The sequence below is a fragment of the Streptomyces sp. NPDC026092 genome, from assembly GCF_040638605.1.
Lineage (GTDB): Bacteria > Actinomycetota > Actinomycetes > Streptomycetales > Streptomycetaceae > Streptomyces.
This window is the reverse complement of sequence record NZ_JBEZYN010000003.1, coordinates 370306-385843: the sequence shown is the minus strand read 5'-3', so window position 1 is coordinate 385843 and position 15538 is coordinate 370306. Positions and strand designations below refer to the sequence as shown.

The 15538-nt window shown below is 71.7% G+C and carries 12 protein-coding genes; all 12 read right to left on the bottom strand.

The window, feature by feature from the left end; translation table 11 throughout:
• Positions 1 to 457: 457 nt before the first annotated feature.
• The 12 genes from AB0F56_RS06785 to AB0F56_RS06730 all read right to left on the bottom strand — a co-directional run bounded on the left by AB0F56_RS06785 (position 458) and on the right by AB0F56_RS06730 (position 15537).
• The gene (locus AB0F56_RS06785) at positions 458 to 2605 is read right to left on the bottom strand and encodes a primosomal protein N' (RefSeq protein WP_362004874.1); all 2148 of its coding nucleotides are present in this window, start codon (positions 2603 to 2605) and stop codon (positions 458 to 460) included.
• 117 nt (positions 2606 to 2722) lie between these two features.
• Positions 2723 to 3931 carry a methionine adenosyltransferase gene (metK, locus tag AB0F56_RS06780; protein WP_362004872.1) on the bottom strand — a complete coding sequence of 403 codons (1209 nt, stop codon included), beginning with the start codon at positions 3929 to 3931 and terminating at the stop codon, positions 2723 to 2725.
• Positions 3932 to 4194: 263 nt separating this feature from the next.
• Positions 4195 to 5409: a bifunctional phosphopantothenoylcysteine decarboxylase/phosphopantothenate--cysteine ligase CoaBC gene (coaBC, locus tag AB0F56_RS06775; protein WP_362004870.1), complete on the bottom strand. Its 1215-nt coding sequence runs from the start codon at positions 5407 to 5409 to the stop codon at positions 4195 to 4197.
• Between the two features lie 116 nt (positions 5410 to 5525).
• On the bottom strand, positions 5526 to 5798 hold the full coding sequence (rpoZ, locus tag AB0F56_RS06770) for a DNA-directed RNA polymerase subunit omega (RefSeq protein ID WP_005319902.1): 273 nt from the start codon (positions 5796 to 5798) through the stop codon (positions 5526 to 5528).
• A gap of 69 nt (positions 5799 to 5867) precedes the next feature.
• Positions 5868 to 6431, bottom strand: a complete 564-nt coding sequence (gene gmk, locus AB0F56_RS06765) for a guanylate kinase (RefSeq protein WP_362004867.1) — start codon at positions 6429 to 6431, stop codon at positions 5868 to 5870.
• Between the two features lie 49 nt (positions 6432 to 6480).
• Positions 6481 to 6804, bottom strand: a complete 324-nt coding sequence (mihF, locus tag AB0F56_RS06760; protein ID WP_362004865.1) for an integration host factor, actinobacterial type — start codon at positions 6802 to 6804, stop codon at positions 6481 to 6483.
• Between the two features lie 391 nt (positions 6805 to 7195).
• On the bottom strand, positions 7196 to 8008 hold the full coding sequence (pyrF, locus tag AB0F56_RS06755; RefSeq protein WP_362005114.1) for an orotidine-5'-phosphate decarboxylase: 813 nt from the start codon (positions 8006 to 8008) through the stop codon (positions 7196 to 7198).
• A 71-nt stretch (positions 8009 to 8079) separates the two neighbouring features.
• Positions 8080 to 9192 (bottom strand): quinone-dependent dihydroorotate dehydrogenase, encoded by a 1113-nt coding sequence (locus AB0F56_RS06750; RefSeq protein WP_362004863.1) that lies wholly within the window; start codon positions 9190 to 9192, stop codon positions 8080 to 8082.
• 55 nt (positions 9193 to 9247) lie between these two features.
• Positions 9248 to 12556, bottom strand: a complete 3309-nt coding sequence (gene carB, locus AB0F56_RS06745; protein WP_362004861.1) for a carbamoyl-phosphate synthase large subunit — start codon at positions 12554 to 12556, stop codon at positions 9248 to 9250.
• Positions 12549 to 13691 (bottom strand): glutamine-hydrolyzing carbamoyl-phosphate synthase small subunit, encoded by a 1143-nt coding sequence (gene carA, locus AB0F56_RS06740; RefSeq protein WP_362004858.1) that lies wholly within the window; start codon positions 13689 to 13691, stop codon positions 12549 to 12551. The genes carB and carA overlap by 8 nt, the downstream gene beginning before the upstream one ends.
• Entirely contained in the window at positions 13688 to 14254 is a 567-nt protein-coding gene (locus AB0F56_RS06735) for a hypothetical protein (protein ID WP_362004855.1), read from the bottom strand. Before AB0F56_RS06735 ends, carA begins: the two co-directional genes overlap by 4 nt.
• Positions 14251 to 15537, bottom strand: coding sequence for a dihydroorotase (locus AB0F56_RS06730; protein ID WP_362004853.1), 1287 nt, complete (start codon positions 15535 to 15537; stop codon positions 14251 to 14253). Before AB0F56_RS06730 ends, AB0F56_RS06735 begins: the two co-directional genes overlap by 4 nt.
• Position 15538: the final 1 nt, after the last annotated feature.

Genomic DNA, 15538 nt, shown 5'->3' with positions numbered 1-15538 from the left:
GGGTTGTGTGCGGCCACCCCGTCGCCCGCGTCGTGGGCGACAACCTGGCCCCCAGGTCGTGGGCACCTCCCGTCCCCCTCGGGTTGTGGGCAGTCGTTCCGCAGGGCGGAACGGGTGGGCGCAACCCACGACGGCGCCGCACCCGTGGTCACCGGGAGCACGGGAGCCTGGGCCCGGCAAGGGCGCCCCCGTCCCGTGTGCCCACTCGTCCCGCCCAGCGGGACGAGTGCCCACACGGGACGGGTGCACGGGAGCAGGGGCGGGTGGGCATCGGCCAGCCGACGGGATGGCACACGTGGGGCGACGGCCCGGAGAGCGGGTGGGCACCGCCCGGTGCGCGACCCGTGGGCACGCCGCGGAGGCGGAGGCCCGGTGGGCGCCACCCAGCGGGGCTCAGCCCGCGACGGGGCTCGAGCGTAGGCGCCGCCCCCGCCAGGCGGCCCCCCGCCCAAGCGGCCTACCCGATGTCCGGCGGGTCCACCCTGACCCGGACCGGGTCTCCCCCGCCGCGCGACAAGCGCGCCGCGCGGGCGTGTTTCAAGGACGTCGCCAGGGCCGCGCCCGTGCCCGGGGGGACGCGGATCAGGGCGCGGGACCAGTGTTCGCCCGGCGGGGGGTCGCCCGGGCGGCGTTGGCCACCGGGGCGGACGACGGGGAGCGGGACCGGGCCCAGGATCTCCGCGTCGCCCGGGAGGTCCGCGCCGGACAGGAACGCCTCGACGGCCTCCGGCGGGCCGGAGACCGCGGCCATCCGGGACACCGGCGGGAAGCCCAGCTCCGCGCGCTCCGCCAGCTCCCGCTGGGCGTGGCCCACCGGATCCCACCGCACCAGCGCCTGCACCGGCCGCAGCGTCGGCTCGGCGACGACCACGACCGTGCCGCCCTCCCCCTGGCCCCGCACCAGCGAGGCCGCGTCGATCCAGCGTCGAAGCGCCTCCTCGCCCGCGCGCAGGTCGGGGCGGCCGAGCATGGCCCAGCCGTCGAGGAGCAGCGCCGCCGCGTAGCCGCCCTCGGCGACCGGTTCCGCTCCCGGGGTGGAGACCACCAGCGCGGGCCGCCCCGGCACGGTGTCCAGGACGTGGTCCCGCCCCGACGTCCGTACCGGCACCGCCGGAAACGCCCGGCCCAGCTCCTCCGCCGTCCGCCGTGCGCCCACGATCTGGGCCCGCAGCCGCGTCGAGCCGCACTCCACGCAGTGCCAGTCCGGCGCGCCCTTCCCGCACCAGCCGCACCGCAGCTCCCCCTGCTCGGGCGCCTCCAGGGGGCCCGCGCAGTGCCGGCAGCGGGCGGGCGTCCGGCACCGCTCGCACGCCAGCCTCGGTACGTAACCCCGGCGCGGTACCTGGACGAGCACCGGTCCGGTCTTCAGGCCCTCCCGTACCGCCTGCCACGCCAGCGAGGGCAGCCTCGCGGCGCGCGCGGCCTCGTCACGGGCCAGTTCGCCGTCCCCCACGGTCCGCACGAGCGGGGCAGCGAGCCGCACCTGATCGCGTCCCGCGACCAGCGGCGCGGCCCAGCCGGACTCCACGAGCTGGGCGGCCTCGACCGTGCAGCTGGTGGAGCCGAGCAGGAAGGCGCACCGGCCGTGGGCGGCGCGCAGCAGCAGGACATCGCGCGCGTGGGGCTGCGGGGCGTGCGGCTCGCTGTGGCTGCCGTCGCCGTCGTCCCAGATCGCGACGAGCCCGAGGTCCCGTACCGGCGCGAACATCGCCGCGCGCGTGCCGACGACCGCCCGCACGGAGCCCCGCCGTACCGCGAGCCACTGGGCGTACCGCTTCTCGGGACCGGCGTCGGCCGTGAGCAGCGCGTGCCGCCCGGGGCCCAGGAGCGCCGTCAGCGCCTCGTCGACGCGCGACGCCGCTCGCCCGTCGGGTACGACGACGAGCGCACCGCGCCCGGAGGCGAGCGTGGCGCCGACCGCCCGGGCGAGCTCCTCGGCCCAGTGGGGGCCCGGCAGCGCGTTCCAGACCGCGCGTGGGGCCGCGCCGCGCGCGAGGGCGGTCAGGAAGGCAGCGCCGCGCTCGTACCGCGTCCAGGTGCCCGCCTCGGGCGCCCCGGGCGACGGCAGCGCCTCCGGGGAGGCCTTTCCCTCGGCCCGCGCGCTCCGGGGCGGCACGGCCAGCTGGAGGACGTCCGCGAGGCTTCCCGCGTACCGGTCGGCGACCGCCCGCGCGAGCCCCAGGAGCTCGGCGCTGAGCACCGGCTCGGGCGACACGACGTCCGCGAGTGCGGCCAGGGCGCCCTTGTAGTCCGACTCGGCGCGCCGCTCGACGAGGAAGCCGTCGATCAGCCGCCCGCCCTCGCGCCGCCCGTCCCTGACCTGGTGCGCGCCGGCCCCGAACCGCACCCGCACCCGCACCCCCGGCTGGGCGACGTCGTCGAGCTCCTCGGGCACGGCGTAGTCGAAGAACTGGTCGAGGTGCAGCACGCCCTTGTTGACCACCACCCGCGCCACGGGCAGCTCCTTGGCCAGCGCGGCCCCGCGCCAGGTCCTCGGCTTGGCCCGGGGCACCTTGGCCTGGCGCACGGTCTCCCGAATGAGCGCGAGCTGCTCGTGCGGCTCACCGGCCGCATCTCCCTCGGGCGTCTCGTTCTCGCTGCTCACGGCCTCATACCTACCAGAACGCACTGACAGCCGTCCTCGGCAGGACAACGGCCGGACATGCGGAAGCCCGGCTCCCCCGAAGGGGGCCGGGCTTTCCAGCACGTGGAACGAAGGACCTTAGAGGCCCGCCGCCTTCTTCAGCGCGTCCACGCGGTCCGTGCGCTCCCACGTGAAGTCGGGAAGCTCGCGGCCGAAGTGGCCGTACGCCGCGGTCTGGGCGTAGATCGGGCGGAGCAGGTCGAGGTCGCGGATGATCGCGGCCGGGCGGAGGTCGAAGACCTCACCGATGGCGTGCTCGATCTTCTCGGTCTCGACCGTGTTCGTGCCGAAGGTCTCGACGAAGAGACCGACGGGCTCGGCCTTGCCGATCGCGTACGCGACCTGGACCTCGCAGCGCGAGGCGAGGCCCGCGGCCACGACGTTCTTGGCGACCCAGCGCATGGCGTAGGCGGCCGAGCGGTCGACCTTGGACGGGTCCTTGCCGGAGAAGGCACCGCCACCGTGACGGGCCATGCCGCCGTAGGTGTCGATGATGATCTTGCGGCCGGTGAGGCCGGCGTCGCCCATGGGGCCGCCGATCTCGAAGCGGCCGGTCGGGTTGACCAGCAGGCGGTAGCCGTCGGTGTCCAGCTTGATGCCGTCCTCGACGAGCTGCTTCAGGACGTGCTCGACGACGAACTCGCGGATGTCGGGCGCGAGCAGCGACTCCAGGTCGATGTCCGAGGCGTGCTGCGAGGAGACCACGACCGTGTCGAGGCGGACGGCCTTGTCGCCGTCGTACTCGATGGTGACCTGGGTCTTGCCGTCGGGGCGCAGGTACGGGATGGTCCCGTTCTTGCGGACCTCGGTCAGCCGGCGGGAGAGCCGGTGCGCCAGGTAGATCGGGAGCGGCATGAGCTCCGGGGTCTCGTCCGACGCGTAGCCGAACATCAGGCCCTGGTCGCCGGCGCCCTGCTTGTCGAGCTCGTCCTCGTCACCCTCGACGCGCTTCTCGTACGCCGTGTCGACGCCCTGCGCGATGTCCGGGGACTGCGACCCGATGGAGACCGAGACGCCGCAGGACGCGCCGTCGAAGCCCTTCTTCGAGGAGTCGTACCCGATCTCGAGGATCTTGTTCCGTACGAGGGTGGGGATGTCGGCCCACGCCTTCGTGGTGACCTCACCGGCGACGTGCACGAGGCCGGTGGTGATCAGCGTCTCGACGGCGACGCGGGACGTGGGGTCCTCGCGCAGCAGCGCGTCGAGAATGGTGTCGCTGATCTGGTCAGCGATCTTGTCGGGGTGACCTTCGGTCACGGACTCCGAAGTGAACAGACGACGGGACACAATGCTCCCTGGGGTTGCAGCGGCTGCTGGCTGAACAATGTCGGACGGCAGGGGGCTGCGCCCCGCGTCGTACCAAGAACAGTCTATCGGGCGTCATCGGGCATTGGGGCAGGTGTCTCGCAAGGTGGGAGGCCTGAGCTCGCCGAATCCGGCCCCGCGCGCCTCACGCACACCCATTCCCCTCGCCCATGGGGACGGGATTTCCGGGGGATTCACTCGGCCGGGACGGTGAAATCCGGCCGGGGGTGAGATTTCCCCGAATTCTACCCGGGAAGGGTCCGCAGACGGGGTGCGACGAGGTCCCAGACCGTCTCGGCGAGGGCTTCCTTCGGCCCGTACGGTACGGGCGTGTCGGAGCCGTCGGCGGCGAGGACGACGGCCTCGTTCTCCTCCGAGCCGAACGTCTTGCGCTCGCCCACCTCGTTGACCACGAGCAGGTCGCAGCCCTTGCGGCGGAGCTTCTCGCGGCCGTTGGCGAGCACGTCGTCGGTCTCGGCGGCGAAGCCCACGACCACCTGACCGGGCAGGGCCCGGTCGGCGGAGATCTCGGCGAGGATGTCGGGGTTGCGGACCAGTTCCACGACCGGGGCCTCCACGCCGTCCTGCTTCTTGATCTTGCCGGGGGCGTAGACGGCGGGGCGGAAGTCCGCCACGGCGGCGGCCATGACCACGGCGTCGGCGTCGGCGGCCGCCTTGAGCACGGCCTCGCGCAGCTGGATGGCGGTGCCGACGTGGACGACGTCGACCCCGGCGGGGTCGGGGATGCCGGTGTTCGCCTCGACGAGCGTGACCCGGGCGCCCCGGGCCGCGGCGGCCTTGGCCAGGGCGTAGCCCTGCTTGCCGGAGGAGCGGTTGCCCAGGTAGCGGACCGGGTCGAGGGGCTCACGGGTGCCGCCCGCGCTGACCACGACGTGGCGGCCGGCGAGGTCGGGCGCGACGACGCCACGGGCCAGGATCCGGCGACAGACCTCGAAGATCTCGCCCGGGTCGGGCAGCCGGCCCTTGCCGGTGTCGACGCCGGTCAGGCGGCCGACGGCGGGCTCGATGACGACCGCGCCGCGACGGCGCAGGGTGGCGACGTTCTCCTGGGTGGCGGGGTGCTCCCACATCTCGGTGTGCATCGCCGGGGCGAAGACGACCGGGCAGCGGGCCGTGAGCAGGGTGTTCGTCAGGAGGTCGTCGGCGAGGCCGTGGGCGGCCTTGGCGAGCATGTCGGCGGTGGCGGGGGCCACGACGACGAGGTCGGCGCCCTGCCCGATCCGTACGTGCGGGACCTCGTGGACCGCGTCCCACACCTCGGTCGAGACGGGGTGACCGGAGAGCGCGGACCAGGTGGCGGCGCCGACGAAGTGGAGCGCCGAGGCGGTGGGGACGACCCGGACGTCGTGGCCCGACTCCGTCAGCCGCCGCAGCAGCTCACAGGCCTTGTAGGCGGCGATGCCGCCGCTGACGCCCAGAACGACCTTCGGCTTGGTCACCACTGCCACTCCCCGCACTCGGATGCGTACTCGGATGCGTACGACTCCATGAGACACCACAGGCCCGGCGGTTGTTCCGCCGGGCCTGTGGTGAGAAACGTTACGTGCTGACGTGCTTACTGAGCCGGGCCCTCGATGGCCTCGGAGGTCAGCAGACCCGCGTTGATCTCGCGCAGGGCGATCGAGAGCGGCTTCTCGTGCACGTGGGTGTCGACGAGGGGGCCGACGTACTCGAGCAGGCCCTCACCGAGCTGCGAGTAGTACGCGTTGATCTGACGCGCTCGCTTGGCCGCGTAGATGACGAGGCTGTACTTCGAGTCGGTCGCCTCGAGCAACTCGTCGATCGGCGGGTTGATGATGCCCTCGGGCGCGGTGATGGAAGAGGACACGTCTAGCCTTCCGAAGAAACTTCTGGGTGAGCTGATCCGGGTGATCAGATCCAGTTGATCAGAAAAAGATCAAACAACGTTCATCAAGGCTAGCAGCTCACGCGCCACGTCCTCGACGGAGGTGTTGACCAGGGTGGTGTCGAACTCCGTCTCGGCGGCCAGTTCGATCTTGGCGGCCGCGAGGCGGCGCTCGATGACCTCGGGCGACTCCGTGCCCCGGCCGGTGAGCCTGCGGACCAGTTCGTCCCAGCTCGGCGGGGCGAGGAAGACCAGCTGGGAGTCCTTCATGGACTCCTTGACCTGCCGGGCGCCCTGGAGGTCGATCTCCAGGAGGACCGGCTCGCCGGCCTCGAGGCGCTCCAGGACCGCCTGACGCGGCGTGCCGTAGCGGTTGCCCGCGAACTCGGCCCATTCGAGGAGTTCCCCGTTGGCGACCAGCTTGTCGAATTCGTCGTCGGTGACGAAGAAATACTGGACGCCGTGCTGCTCGCCGGGGCGCGGCTTTCGTGTCGTGGCCGACACCGAGAGCCAGACCTCGGGGTGGACCTTGCGCATATGAGCGACGACCGTGCTCTTGCCCACCCCGGAGGGGCCGGAGAGCACGGTCAGCCGCGGACGTACCTCTGCTGCCATGCAGCGATTATTCCAGCTTTACGGGAGTGCCTGGGACGGCGGTCCCGCTTCAGGCGCCGGAGCCGCCGAACTCGCGCTCCAGGGAGGCGATCTGGTTGGAACCGAGCCCGCGCACGCGCCGGCTCTCGGAGATGCCGAGTCGCTCCATGATCTGCTTGGCGCGCACCTTGCCCACGCCAGGCAGGGACTCGAGCAGCGCCGAGACCTTCATCTTGCCGATGACCTCGTTCTTCTGGCCCTGCTCGATGACGTCGTGGAGCGAGGCACCGGAGTGCTTGAGTCGATTCTTGACCTCGGCCCGCTCCCGGCGAGCCGCGGCGGCCTTTTCGAGCGCGGCTGCGCGCTGTTCAGGGGTAAGGGGCGGAAGAGCCACGCCTACGTCACCTCGGATGTCGAACTGTCGGATACGGACCGGTGAGGAACCTGTTCGCCCCACACCAGTGGAGCAGCGACCAACGCAGGAACCGCTGAACGCTGACTCTGCCCCGGAGACTAGCGGCGAAAGTCTCTCCAGTCAGCGAGAACAAGCGAAAAGTCCTGGTCAGCATCTGCCGACCAGGACTTTTCCGACATAACGACCCTGTTTTGGGTAAGGATCCTGTCAAGGAGTGAGACGGCCCTCACCTGCGGATTGGTCCGACGGGCGTCCTGAGAGTGTTCGACGGGCCGTCAAAGAGCTCTCGAACGGCTCCCGCAGGACTCACGAAGGACTCCCGAAGGGTCGCGCAAGGCTCACGAAGGGCTCCCACAAGGCTCCCGAGGGCTCAGCCGGCGACGGCCTCGCGGATCTCGGTCGCGTACCGCTCCGCCGAGGCGCGCAGAGCGGCGGCGTCCGGACCGTGCTTCAGGACCGCCCGGCTGACGTTCGGGACCACGTTGCGGACCGCCGCGCCGAACACCGCGGGGAGGTCGGCCGGGCTCGCGCCCTGGGCGCCGAGGCCGGGGGCCAGGAGCGGGCCGTTGATGTCCAGGTCGAAGGAGGACAGGTCGCCCAGCGTGGCGCCGACGACCGCGCCGAAGGAGCCCATCGGGGTCTCCCCCGCGTTCTCCTCGGCGAGGTGGGCCAGCATGGTCGCGCCGATGGTCCGGCCGTCCTCGCGGACCGCGCGCTGGACCTCCGCGCCCTCCGGGTTGGACGTGAGGGCCAGGACGAAGAGGCCCGCGCCGGACTCCCGCGCCAGGTCGACGGCAGGCTTCAGGGAGCCGTAGCCGAGGTACGGGGAGACCGTCAGCGCGTCCGAGAAGAGCGGGGAGTCCTTGCGCAGGAAGGCCTCGGCGTAGGCGGCCATGGTGGAGCCGATGTCGCCGCGCTTGGCGTCCATCACCACGAGCCCGCCCGCGGCCCGCAGATCGGCCACCGCGCGCTCCAGGACGGCGACGCCGCGCGAGCCGAAGCGCTCGAAGAACGCGGACTGCGGCTTGAAGACGGCCACGGTCTCGGCGAGGGCCTCCACCACGGTGAACGTGAAGCGCTCCAGGCCGGCGATGTCGTCGCCGAGGCCCCAGGAGTCGAGGAGGGCGGCGTGCGGGTCGATGCCGACGCAGAGCGGGCCGCGCTCGTCCATGGCGGCGCGCAGGCGGGTTCCGAAGGAGAGGGGCCGCCCGAAGGGCGTCGTTGAGGGGTGGCGGTCGGGCGACGGGAGGGCGGTCACTGGACGGCGGCCTTTCGGTTGTCGGCGCCGACGGCCTCGGCGAGGGTGGCGTACGGGGAGGCGGCGAGGCGCGCCGCGAGGCCCTTGTGGATCGCGCGGGCGTAGAACGGGCCCTCGTAGATGAAGGCGCTGTAGCCCTGGATCAGGGTGGCGCCGGCCAGGATGCGCTGCCAGGCGTCCTCGGCGTTCTCGATGCCGCCGACGCCCACGAGGACGAGCCGGTCGCCCACGCGCGCGTGGAGGCGCCGCAGGACGGCGAGGGAGCGCTCCTTGACGGGGGCGCCGGAGAGCCCGCCGGTCTCCTGGACCAGCGCGGGGTCGGACTTCAGGCCGAGGCCCTCGCGCGCGATGGTCGTGTTGGTGGCGATGATGCCGTCGAGGCCGAGCTCCAGGGCCAGGTCGGCGACGGCGTCGACGTCCTCGTCGGCCAGGTCGGGGGCGATCTTGACCAGGAGCGGGACGCGGCGGTCCTGGACGGACCGGTCGGCCGCCTCGCGTACCGCCGTGAGCAGCGGGCGCAGGGACTCGGTGGCCTGCAGGTTGCGCAGGCCCGGGGTGTTCGGGGAGGAGACGTTGACGACCAGGTAGTCGGCGTGGCGGGCGAGGCGCTCGGTGGACTTCACGTAGTCGGCGGCGGCCTCGGCCTCCGGGACGACCTTGGTCTTGCCGATGTTGACCCCGACCACCGTCCTGAAGACCGGGGTACGGGTGGCGAGCCGCTCCGCGACGGCGGCGGAGCCCTCGTTGTTGAAGCCCATGCGGTTGATCAGGGCGCGGTCCGGGACGAGCCGGAAGAGGCGCTTCTTGGGGTTGCCCGGCTGGGCCTCGCCGGTGACCGTGCCGATCTCGATGTGGTCGAAGCCGAGCATCGACATGCCGTCGATGGCGACGGCGTTCTTGTCGAAACCGGCGGCGAGGCCGAAGGGGCCGTGCATGCGCAGGCCGAGCGCCTCGGTGCGCAGCTCCTTGTGGCGGGGCGCGAGGACGGCGGCGACGAAGGTGCGGAGCACGGGGACGCGGGCGGCCAGGCGGATCCAGCGGAAGGCCAGGTAGTGGGCCTGCTCCGGGTCCATCCGCTTGAAGACGACGTTGAAGAAGAACTTGTACATGTGGGTGTCCTCAGCAAGAGGGGGACACCGTTTCCGGTGTCCCCCTCGTGGGTTGCTAGTCGCGGGCCGCGGTCAGGTGCTCCGCGTGTTCCTGGAGCGAGCGGACGCCGACGTCGCCGTGGCCGAGCGCCTCGATGCCCTGCACCGCGGCGGCGAGCGCCTGGACCGTGGTGAGGCACGGGACGGAGCGGGCCACCGCCGCCGTACGGATCTCGTAGCCGTCGAGGCGGCCGCCGGTGCCGTACGGGGTGTTGACGATCAGGTCGACCTGGCCGTCGTGGATCAGCTGGACGATCGTCTTCTCGCCGTTGGGGCCCTCGCCGTCGCTGAGCTTGCGGACGACGGTGGCGTTGATGCCGTTGCGGCGCAGCACCTCCGCCGTGCCCGAGGTGGCCATCAGCTCGAAGCCGTGGGCGACCAGCTCGCGCGCGGGGAAGATCATCGAGCGCTTGTCGCGGTTGGCGACGGAGATGAACGCGCGGCCCTTGGTGGGCAGCGGGCCGTAGGCGCCGGCCTGCGACTTGGCGTACGCCGTGCCGAAGACGGAGTCGATGCCCATGACCTCGCCGGTGGAGCGCATCTCCGGGCCGAGGATGGTGTCGACGCCGCGTCCGTGGATGTCGCGGAAGCGGGTCCACGGCATCACGGCCTCCTTGACGGAGATCGGCGCGTCGATCGGCAGGGTGCCGCCGTCGCCGGTCCTCGGCAGCAGGCCCTCGGCGCGCAGCTCGGCGATGGTGGCGCCCAGCGAGATGCGGGCGGCGGCCTTCGCGAGCGGCACGGCGGTCGCCTTGGAGGTGAAGGGGACGGTCCGGGAGGCGCGCGGGTTGGCCTCCAGGACGTAGAGGATGTCCCCGGCCATGGCGAACTGGATGTTGATCAGTCCGCGCACGCCGACGCCCTTGGCGATGGCCTCCGTGGAGGTGCGCAGGCGCTTGATGTCGTGGCCGCCGAGGGTGATCGGGGGCAGGGCGCAGGCCGAGTCGCCGGAGTGGATGCCGGCCTCCTCGATGTGCTCCATGACGCCGCCGAGGTAGAGCTCGTGGCCGTCGTAGAGGGCGTCGACGTCGATCTCGATGGCGTCGTCGAGGAAGCGGTCGACCAGGACCGGCCGGGTGGGGCTGATCTCGGTGGACTCGGCGATGTACGACTCCAGGCGGGCCTCGTCGTAGACGATCTCCATGCCGCGGCCGCCGAGCACGTACGAGGGGCGCACGAGGACGGGGTAGCCGATCTCGTCGGCGATGGCCTTGGCCCCGGCGAAGGTGGTCGCGGTGCCGTGCTTGGGCGCGGGCAGGCCGGCCTCGGCGAGGACCTGGCCGAAGGCGCCGCGGTCCTCGGCGGCGTGGATGGCCTCCGGGGAGGTGCCGACGACCGGCACGCCGTTGTCCTTGAGCGCCTGGGAGAGGCCCAGCGGGGTCTGGCCGCCGAGCTGGACGACCACACCGGCGACGGGTCCGGCCAGCGTCTCCGCGTGGACGATCTCGAGGACGTCCTCGAGCGTGAGCGGCTCGAAGTAGAGGCGGTCGGAGGTGTCGTAGTCCGTGGAGACGGTCTCCGGGTTGCAGTTGACCATCACGGTCTCGTAGCCCGCGTCGTGAAGCGCGAAGGAGGCGTGGACGCAGGAGTAGTCGAACTCGATGCCCTGGCCGATGCGGTTCGGGCCGGAGCCCAGGATGATCACGGCGGGCTTGGTGCGCGGCGCGACCTCGCTCTCCTCGTCGTACGAGGAGTAGAAGTACGGGGTCTTGGCGGCGAACTCGGCGGCGCAGGTGTCGACCGTCTTGTAGACCGGGCGGACGCCGAGCGCGTGCCGGACCTCGCGGACGACGTCCTCGCGCAGACCGCGGATGCCGGCGATCTGGGCGTCGGAGAAGCCGTGGCGCTTGGCCTCGGCGAGCAGCTGGGGCTCGAGCTTCTCGGCGGCGGCGAGGTCGTCGGCGAGCTCCTTGATGAGGAAGAGCTGGTCGACGAACCAGGGGTCGATCTTGGTGGCGTCGAAGACCTCCTCGGGGGTGGCCCCGGCGCGGATGGCCTGCATGACCGTGTTGATCCGGCCGTCGGTCGGGCGGACCGCCTCGCGCAGCAGCTCGGCCTTGTCGCCGGGCTCGCCGGTGAAGGCGAACTGCGAGCCCTTCTTCTCCAGGGAGCGCAGGGCCTTCTGCAGCGCCTCGGTGAAGTTGCGGCCGATCGCCATGGCCTCGCCGACCGACTTCATGGTCGTGGTGAGGGAGGAGTCGGCCTGCGGGAACTTCTCGAAGGCGAAGCGCGGAGCCTTGACGACGACGTAGTCGAGCGTGGGCTCGAAGGACGCCGGGGTCTTCTCCGTGATGTCGTTGGGGATCTCGTCCAGCGTGTAGCCGACGGCGAGACGCGCCGCGATCTTCGCGATCGGGAAACCGGTCGCCTTGGAGGCGAGAGCGGAGGAGCGGGAGACGCGCGGGTTCATCTCGATGACGATGATCCGGCCGTCGTCCGGGTTGACCGCGAACTGGATGTTGCAGCCGCCGGTGTCGACACCGACCTCGCGGATGATCGCGATGCCGATGTCGCGCAGCCGCTGGTACTCGCGGTCGGTGAGCGTCATCGCCGGGGCGACGGTGATCGAGTCACCGGTGTGGACGCCCATCGGGTCGAAGTTCTCGATGGAGCAGACGACCACGACGTTGTCGTTCCGGTCGCGCATGAGCTCCAGCTCGTACTCCTTCCAGCCGAGGATGGACTCCTCCAGGAGCACCTCGGTGGTCGGGGAGAGCGTGAGGCCCTGGCCGGCGATGCGGCGCAGCTCCTCCTCGTCGTGGGCGAAGCCGGAGCCGGCGCCGCCCATGGTGAAGGAGGGGCGGACGACGACGGGGTAGCCGCCGAGCGTGTCGACGCCCGCGATGACGTCGTCCATGGAGTGGCAGATGACCGAGCGGGCGGACTCGCCGTAGCCGATCTTGGCCTTGACGGCCTCGACGACGCCCTTGAACAGGTCGCGGTCCTCGCCCTTGTGGATGGCCTCCACGTTGGCGCCGATGAGCTCGACGCCGTACTTCTCCAGGACACCCTGCTCGTGCATGGAGATCGCGGTGTTGAGCGCGGTCTGGCCACCGAGGGTGGGCAGGAGCGCGTCGGGGCGCTCCTTGGCGATGATCTTCTCGACGAACTCGGGGGTGATCGGCTCGACGTACGTGGCGTCGGCGATCTCCGGGTCGGTCATGATCGTGGCCGGGTTGGAGTTGACCAGGATCACCCGCAGGCCCTCGGCCTTGAGGATCCGGCAGGCCTGGGTTCCGGAGTAGTCGAACTCGGCGGCCTGGCCGATGACGATCGGGCCGGAGCCGATGACCAGGACGGACTGGATATCGGTGCGCTTAGGCACGCTCGGCCTCCATCAGGGATACGAAGCGGTCGAAGAGGTACGCGGCGTCGTGCGGGCCCGCGGCCGCCTCGGGGTGGTACTGGACGGAGAAGGCCGGCTGGTCGAGCAGCTGGAGGCCTTCCACGACGTTGTCGTTCAGGCAGACGTGGGAGACCTCGGCACGCCCGTAGGGGGTGTCGGAGACCTTGTCGAGGGGCGCGTCGACGGCGAAGCCGTGGTTGTGCGCGGTGACCTCGACCTTGCCGGTCGTGCGGTCCTGGACGGGCTGGTTGATGCCGCGGTGGCCGTACTTCAGCTTGTAGGTGCCGAAGCCGAGGGCGCGGCCGAGGATCTGGTTGCCGAAGCAGATGCCGAAGAGGGGCGTCTTGCGCTCCAGGACGGCCCGCATGACGGAGACCGGGTGGTCGGCGGTGGCCGGGTCGCCGGGGCCGTTCGAGAAGAACACGCCGTCCGGCTGCACCGCGTACACGTCCTCGACGGTGGCGGTGGCGGGCAGGACGTGGACCTCGATGCCGCGTTCGGCCATCCGGTGCGGGGTCATGCCCTTGATGCCGAGGTCGACGGCGGCGACGGTGAACTTCTTGGTGCCGATCGCGGGGACGACGTACGTCTCCTTGGTGGCGACCTCGGCGGAGAGGTCGGCGCCCTTCATCTCGGGGGCCTGGCGGACCTCGGCGAGCATGGTGCCCTCGTCGGGCAGCGCGTTGCCGGAGAAGATGCCGACGCGCATGGCGCCGCTCTCGCGCAGGTGGCGGGTGAGGGCGCGGGTGTCGATGCCGGAGATGCCGACGACGCCCTGGGCGGCGAGCTCCTCGTCCAGCGAGCGCTTGGCGCGCCAGTTGGAGGAGACGCGGGCGGGGTCGCGGACGACGTAGCCGGAGACCCAGATGCGGGAGGACTCGGGGTCCTCGTCGTTGACGCCGGTGTTGCCGACGTGCGGGGCGGTCATCACGACGACCTGGCGGTGGTACGACGGGTCGGTGAGGGTCTCCTGGTAGCCGGTCATGCCGGTGGAGAACACGGCCTCGCCGAAGGTCTCCCCCACGGCCCCGTAGGCGCGGCCGCGGAAGATGCGGCCGTCCTCCAGGACGAGTACGGCGGGAGCCTTGGCGGTTCCCCTGGTGGAGGTCGTCATCGTGCGGTGCCTTCCGTAGTCTTGATCATGCTGTTGACGGCCTCGACCCAGGCGGTGTGCTCCGCCGCCCGGTCGGACCGGAAGCCGGAGTCGAGGAGCTTCTCGCCGTGCGCCCACGTGACGATCAGCAGCCCGCCCTCGGCGAGGACCTTGCCCGCGATGCCCTTGTCGAGCCGGGCCTCGCGGAGGGCCTCGGCCGGGATGAAGAAGTCGTTCGCGCCGGGGCGTACGACCGCGATGCCCGCGTCGTCGAGCGTGAGCTCGACGCGGCTGCGGGTGCCGAGGCCGTGGGCGACGATCCGGTCGAGCCACTGCCCGGCCGTGGTCGAGCCGTGGTACCGCCCGCTCAGGGACAGTTTCGCCTCACCGGCGCTCTCGGGCATTCCCGGCAGTTCGGGCAGGTCCGACTGGAGGCTGCCGCGCCACTTCCATCCCTGGCGCATCAGCCAGTAGACGAAGGCGATGAAGAGCAGGAGTCCCGCGACCCAGCCGATCCGCCCGGCCCAGTCGGTCACTTCCGCCGACTTCTTCTCGGCCTCGGCGGCCAGTTCGATGAGTGTCACGCCAGCTTCCCGTCGACGAGCGTTGCCCGGCCCCGCAGGAAGGTGTGGGTGATGCGTCCCGGCAGTTCGCGGCCCTCGTAGGGGGTGTTGCGGCTGCGGGAGGCGAAGCCCGCGGGGTCCACGAGACCACGGTATGCCGGATCGACCAGGGTCAGGTTGGCGGGCTCACCAGCCGAGACGGGGCGTCCGTGGCCCTCGGCCCGCCCGATGGCGGCCGGCTTGACGGACATCCGGTCGGCGACACCGGCCCAGTCGAGCAGGCCGGTCTCGACCATCGTCTGCTGGACGACGGAGAGCGCGGTCTCCAGGCCGACCATGCCCATGGCGGCCGCGGCCCACTCGCAGTCCTTGTCCTCGTGCGGGTGCGGGGCGTGGTCGGTGGCGACGATGTCGATGGTGCCGTCGGCCAGGGCCTCGCGGAGCGCCATCACGTCACGCTCGGTGCGCAGCGGCGGGTTGACCTTGTAGACGGGGTTGTACGAGCGCACCATCTCGTCGGTCAGGAGGAGGTGGTGGGGCGTGACCTCGGCGGTGACGTCGATGCCGCGCGACTTGGCCCAGCGGACGATCTCCACGGAGCCGGCGGTCGACAGGTGGCAGATGTGGACGCGGGAGCCGACGTGCTCGGCGAGGAGCACGTCGCGGGCGATGATCGACTCCTCGGCGACGGCCGGCCAGCCGCCGAGACCCAGCTCGGCGGAGACGATGCCCTCGTTCATCTGGGCGCCCTCGGTGAGGCGGGGCTCCTGGGCGTGCTGCGCGACGACACCGCCGAAGGCCTTCACGTACTCCAGGGCGCGGCGCATGATCACGGCGTCGTCGACGCACTTGCCGTCGTCGGAGAAGACCGTGACGCCGGCGGCGGAGTCGTGCATGGCGCCGAGCTCGGCGAGCTTCTTGCCCTCCAGGCCGACCGTGACGGCGCCGATGGGCTGCACGTCGCAGTAGCCGGACTCCTTGCCGAGGCGGTAGACCTGCTCGACCACGCCGGCGGTGTCGGCGACCGGGAAGGTGTTGGCCATGGCGAAGACGGCGGTGAAGCCGCCGGAGGCGGCGGCGCGGGTGCCGGTGAGGACGGTCTCGGAGTCCTCGCGGCCGGGCTCGCGCAGGTGGGTGTGGAGGTCGACCAGGCCGGGCAGCAGGATCTGGCCCTCGGCCTCGATCACCGTCGCGCCCTCGGCCGCAAGGCCGGTGCCAACCTCGGCGATGGTCTCGCCGTCGATCAGGACGTCCTGCGGCTCGCCGCCCAGCACCTTGGCACCGCGGATAAGGATCTTGCTCATG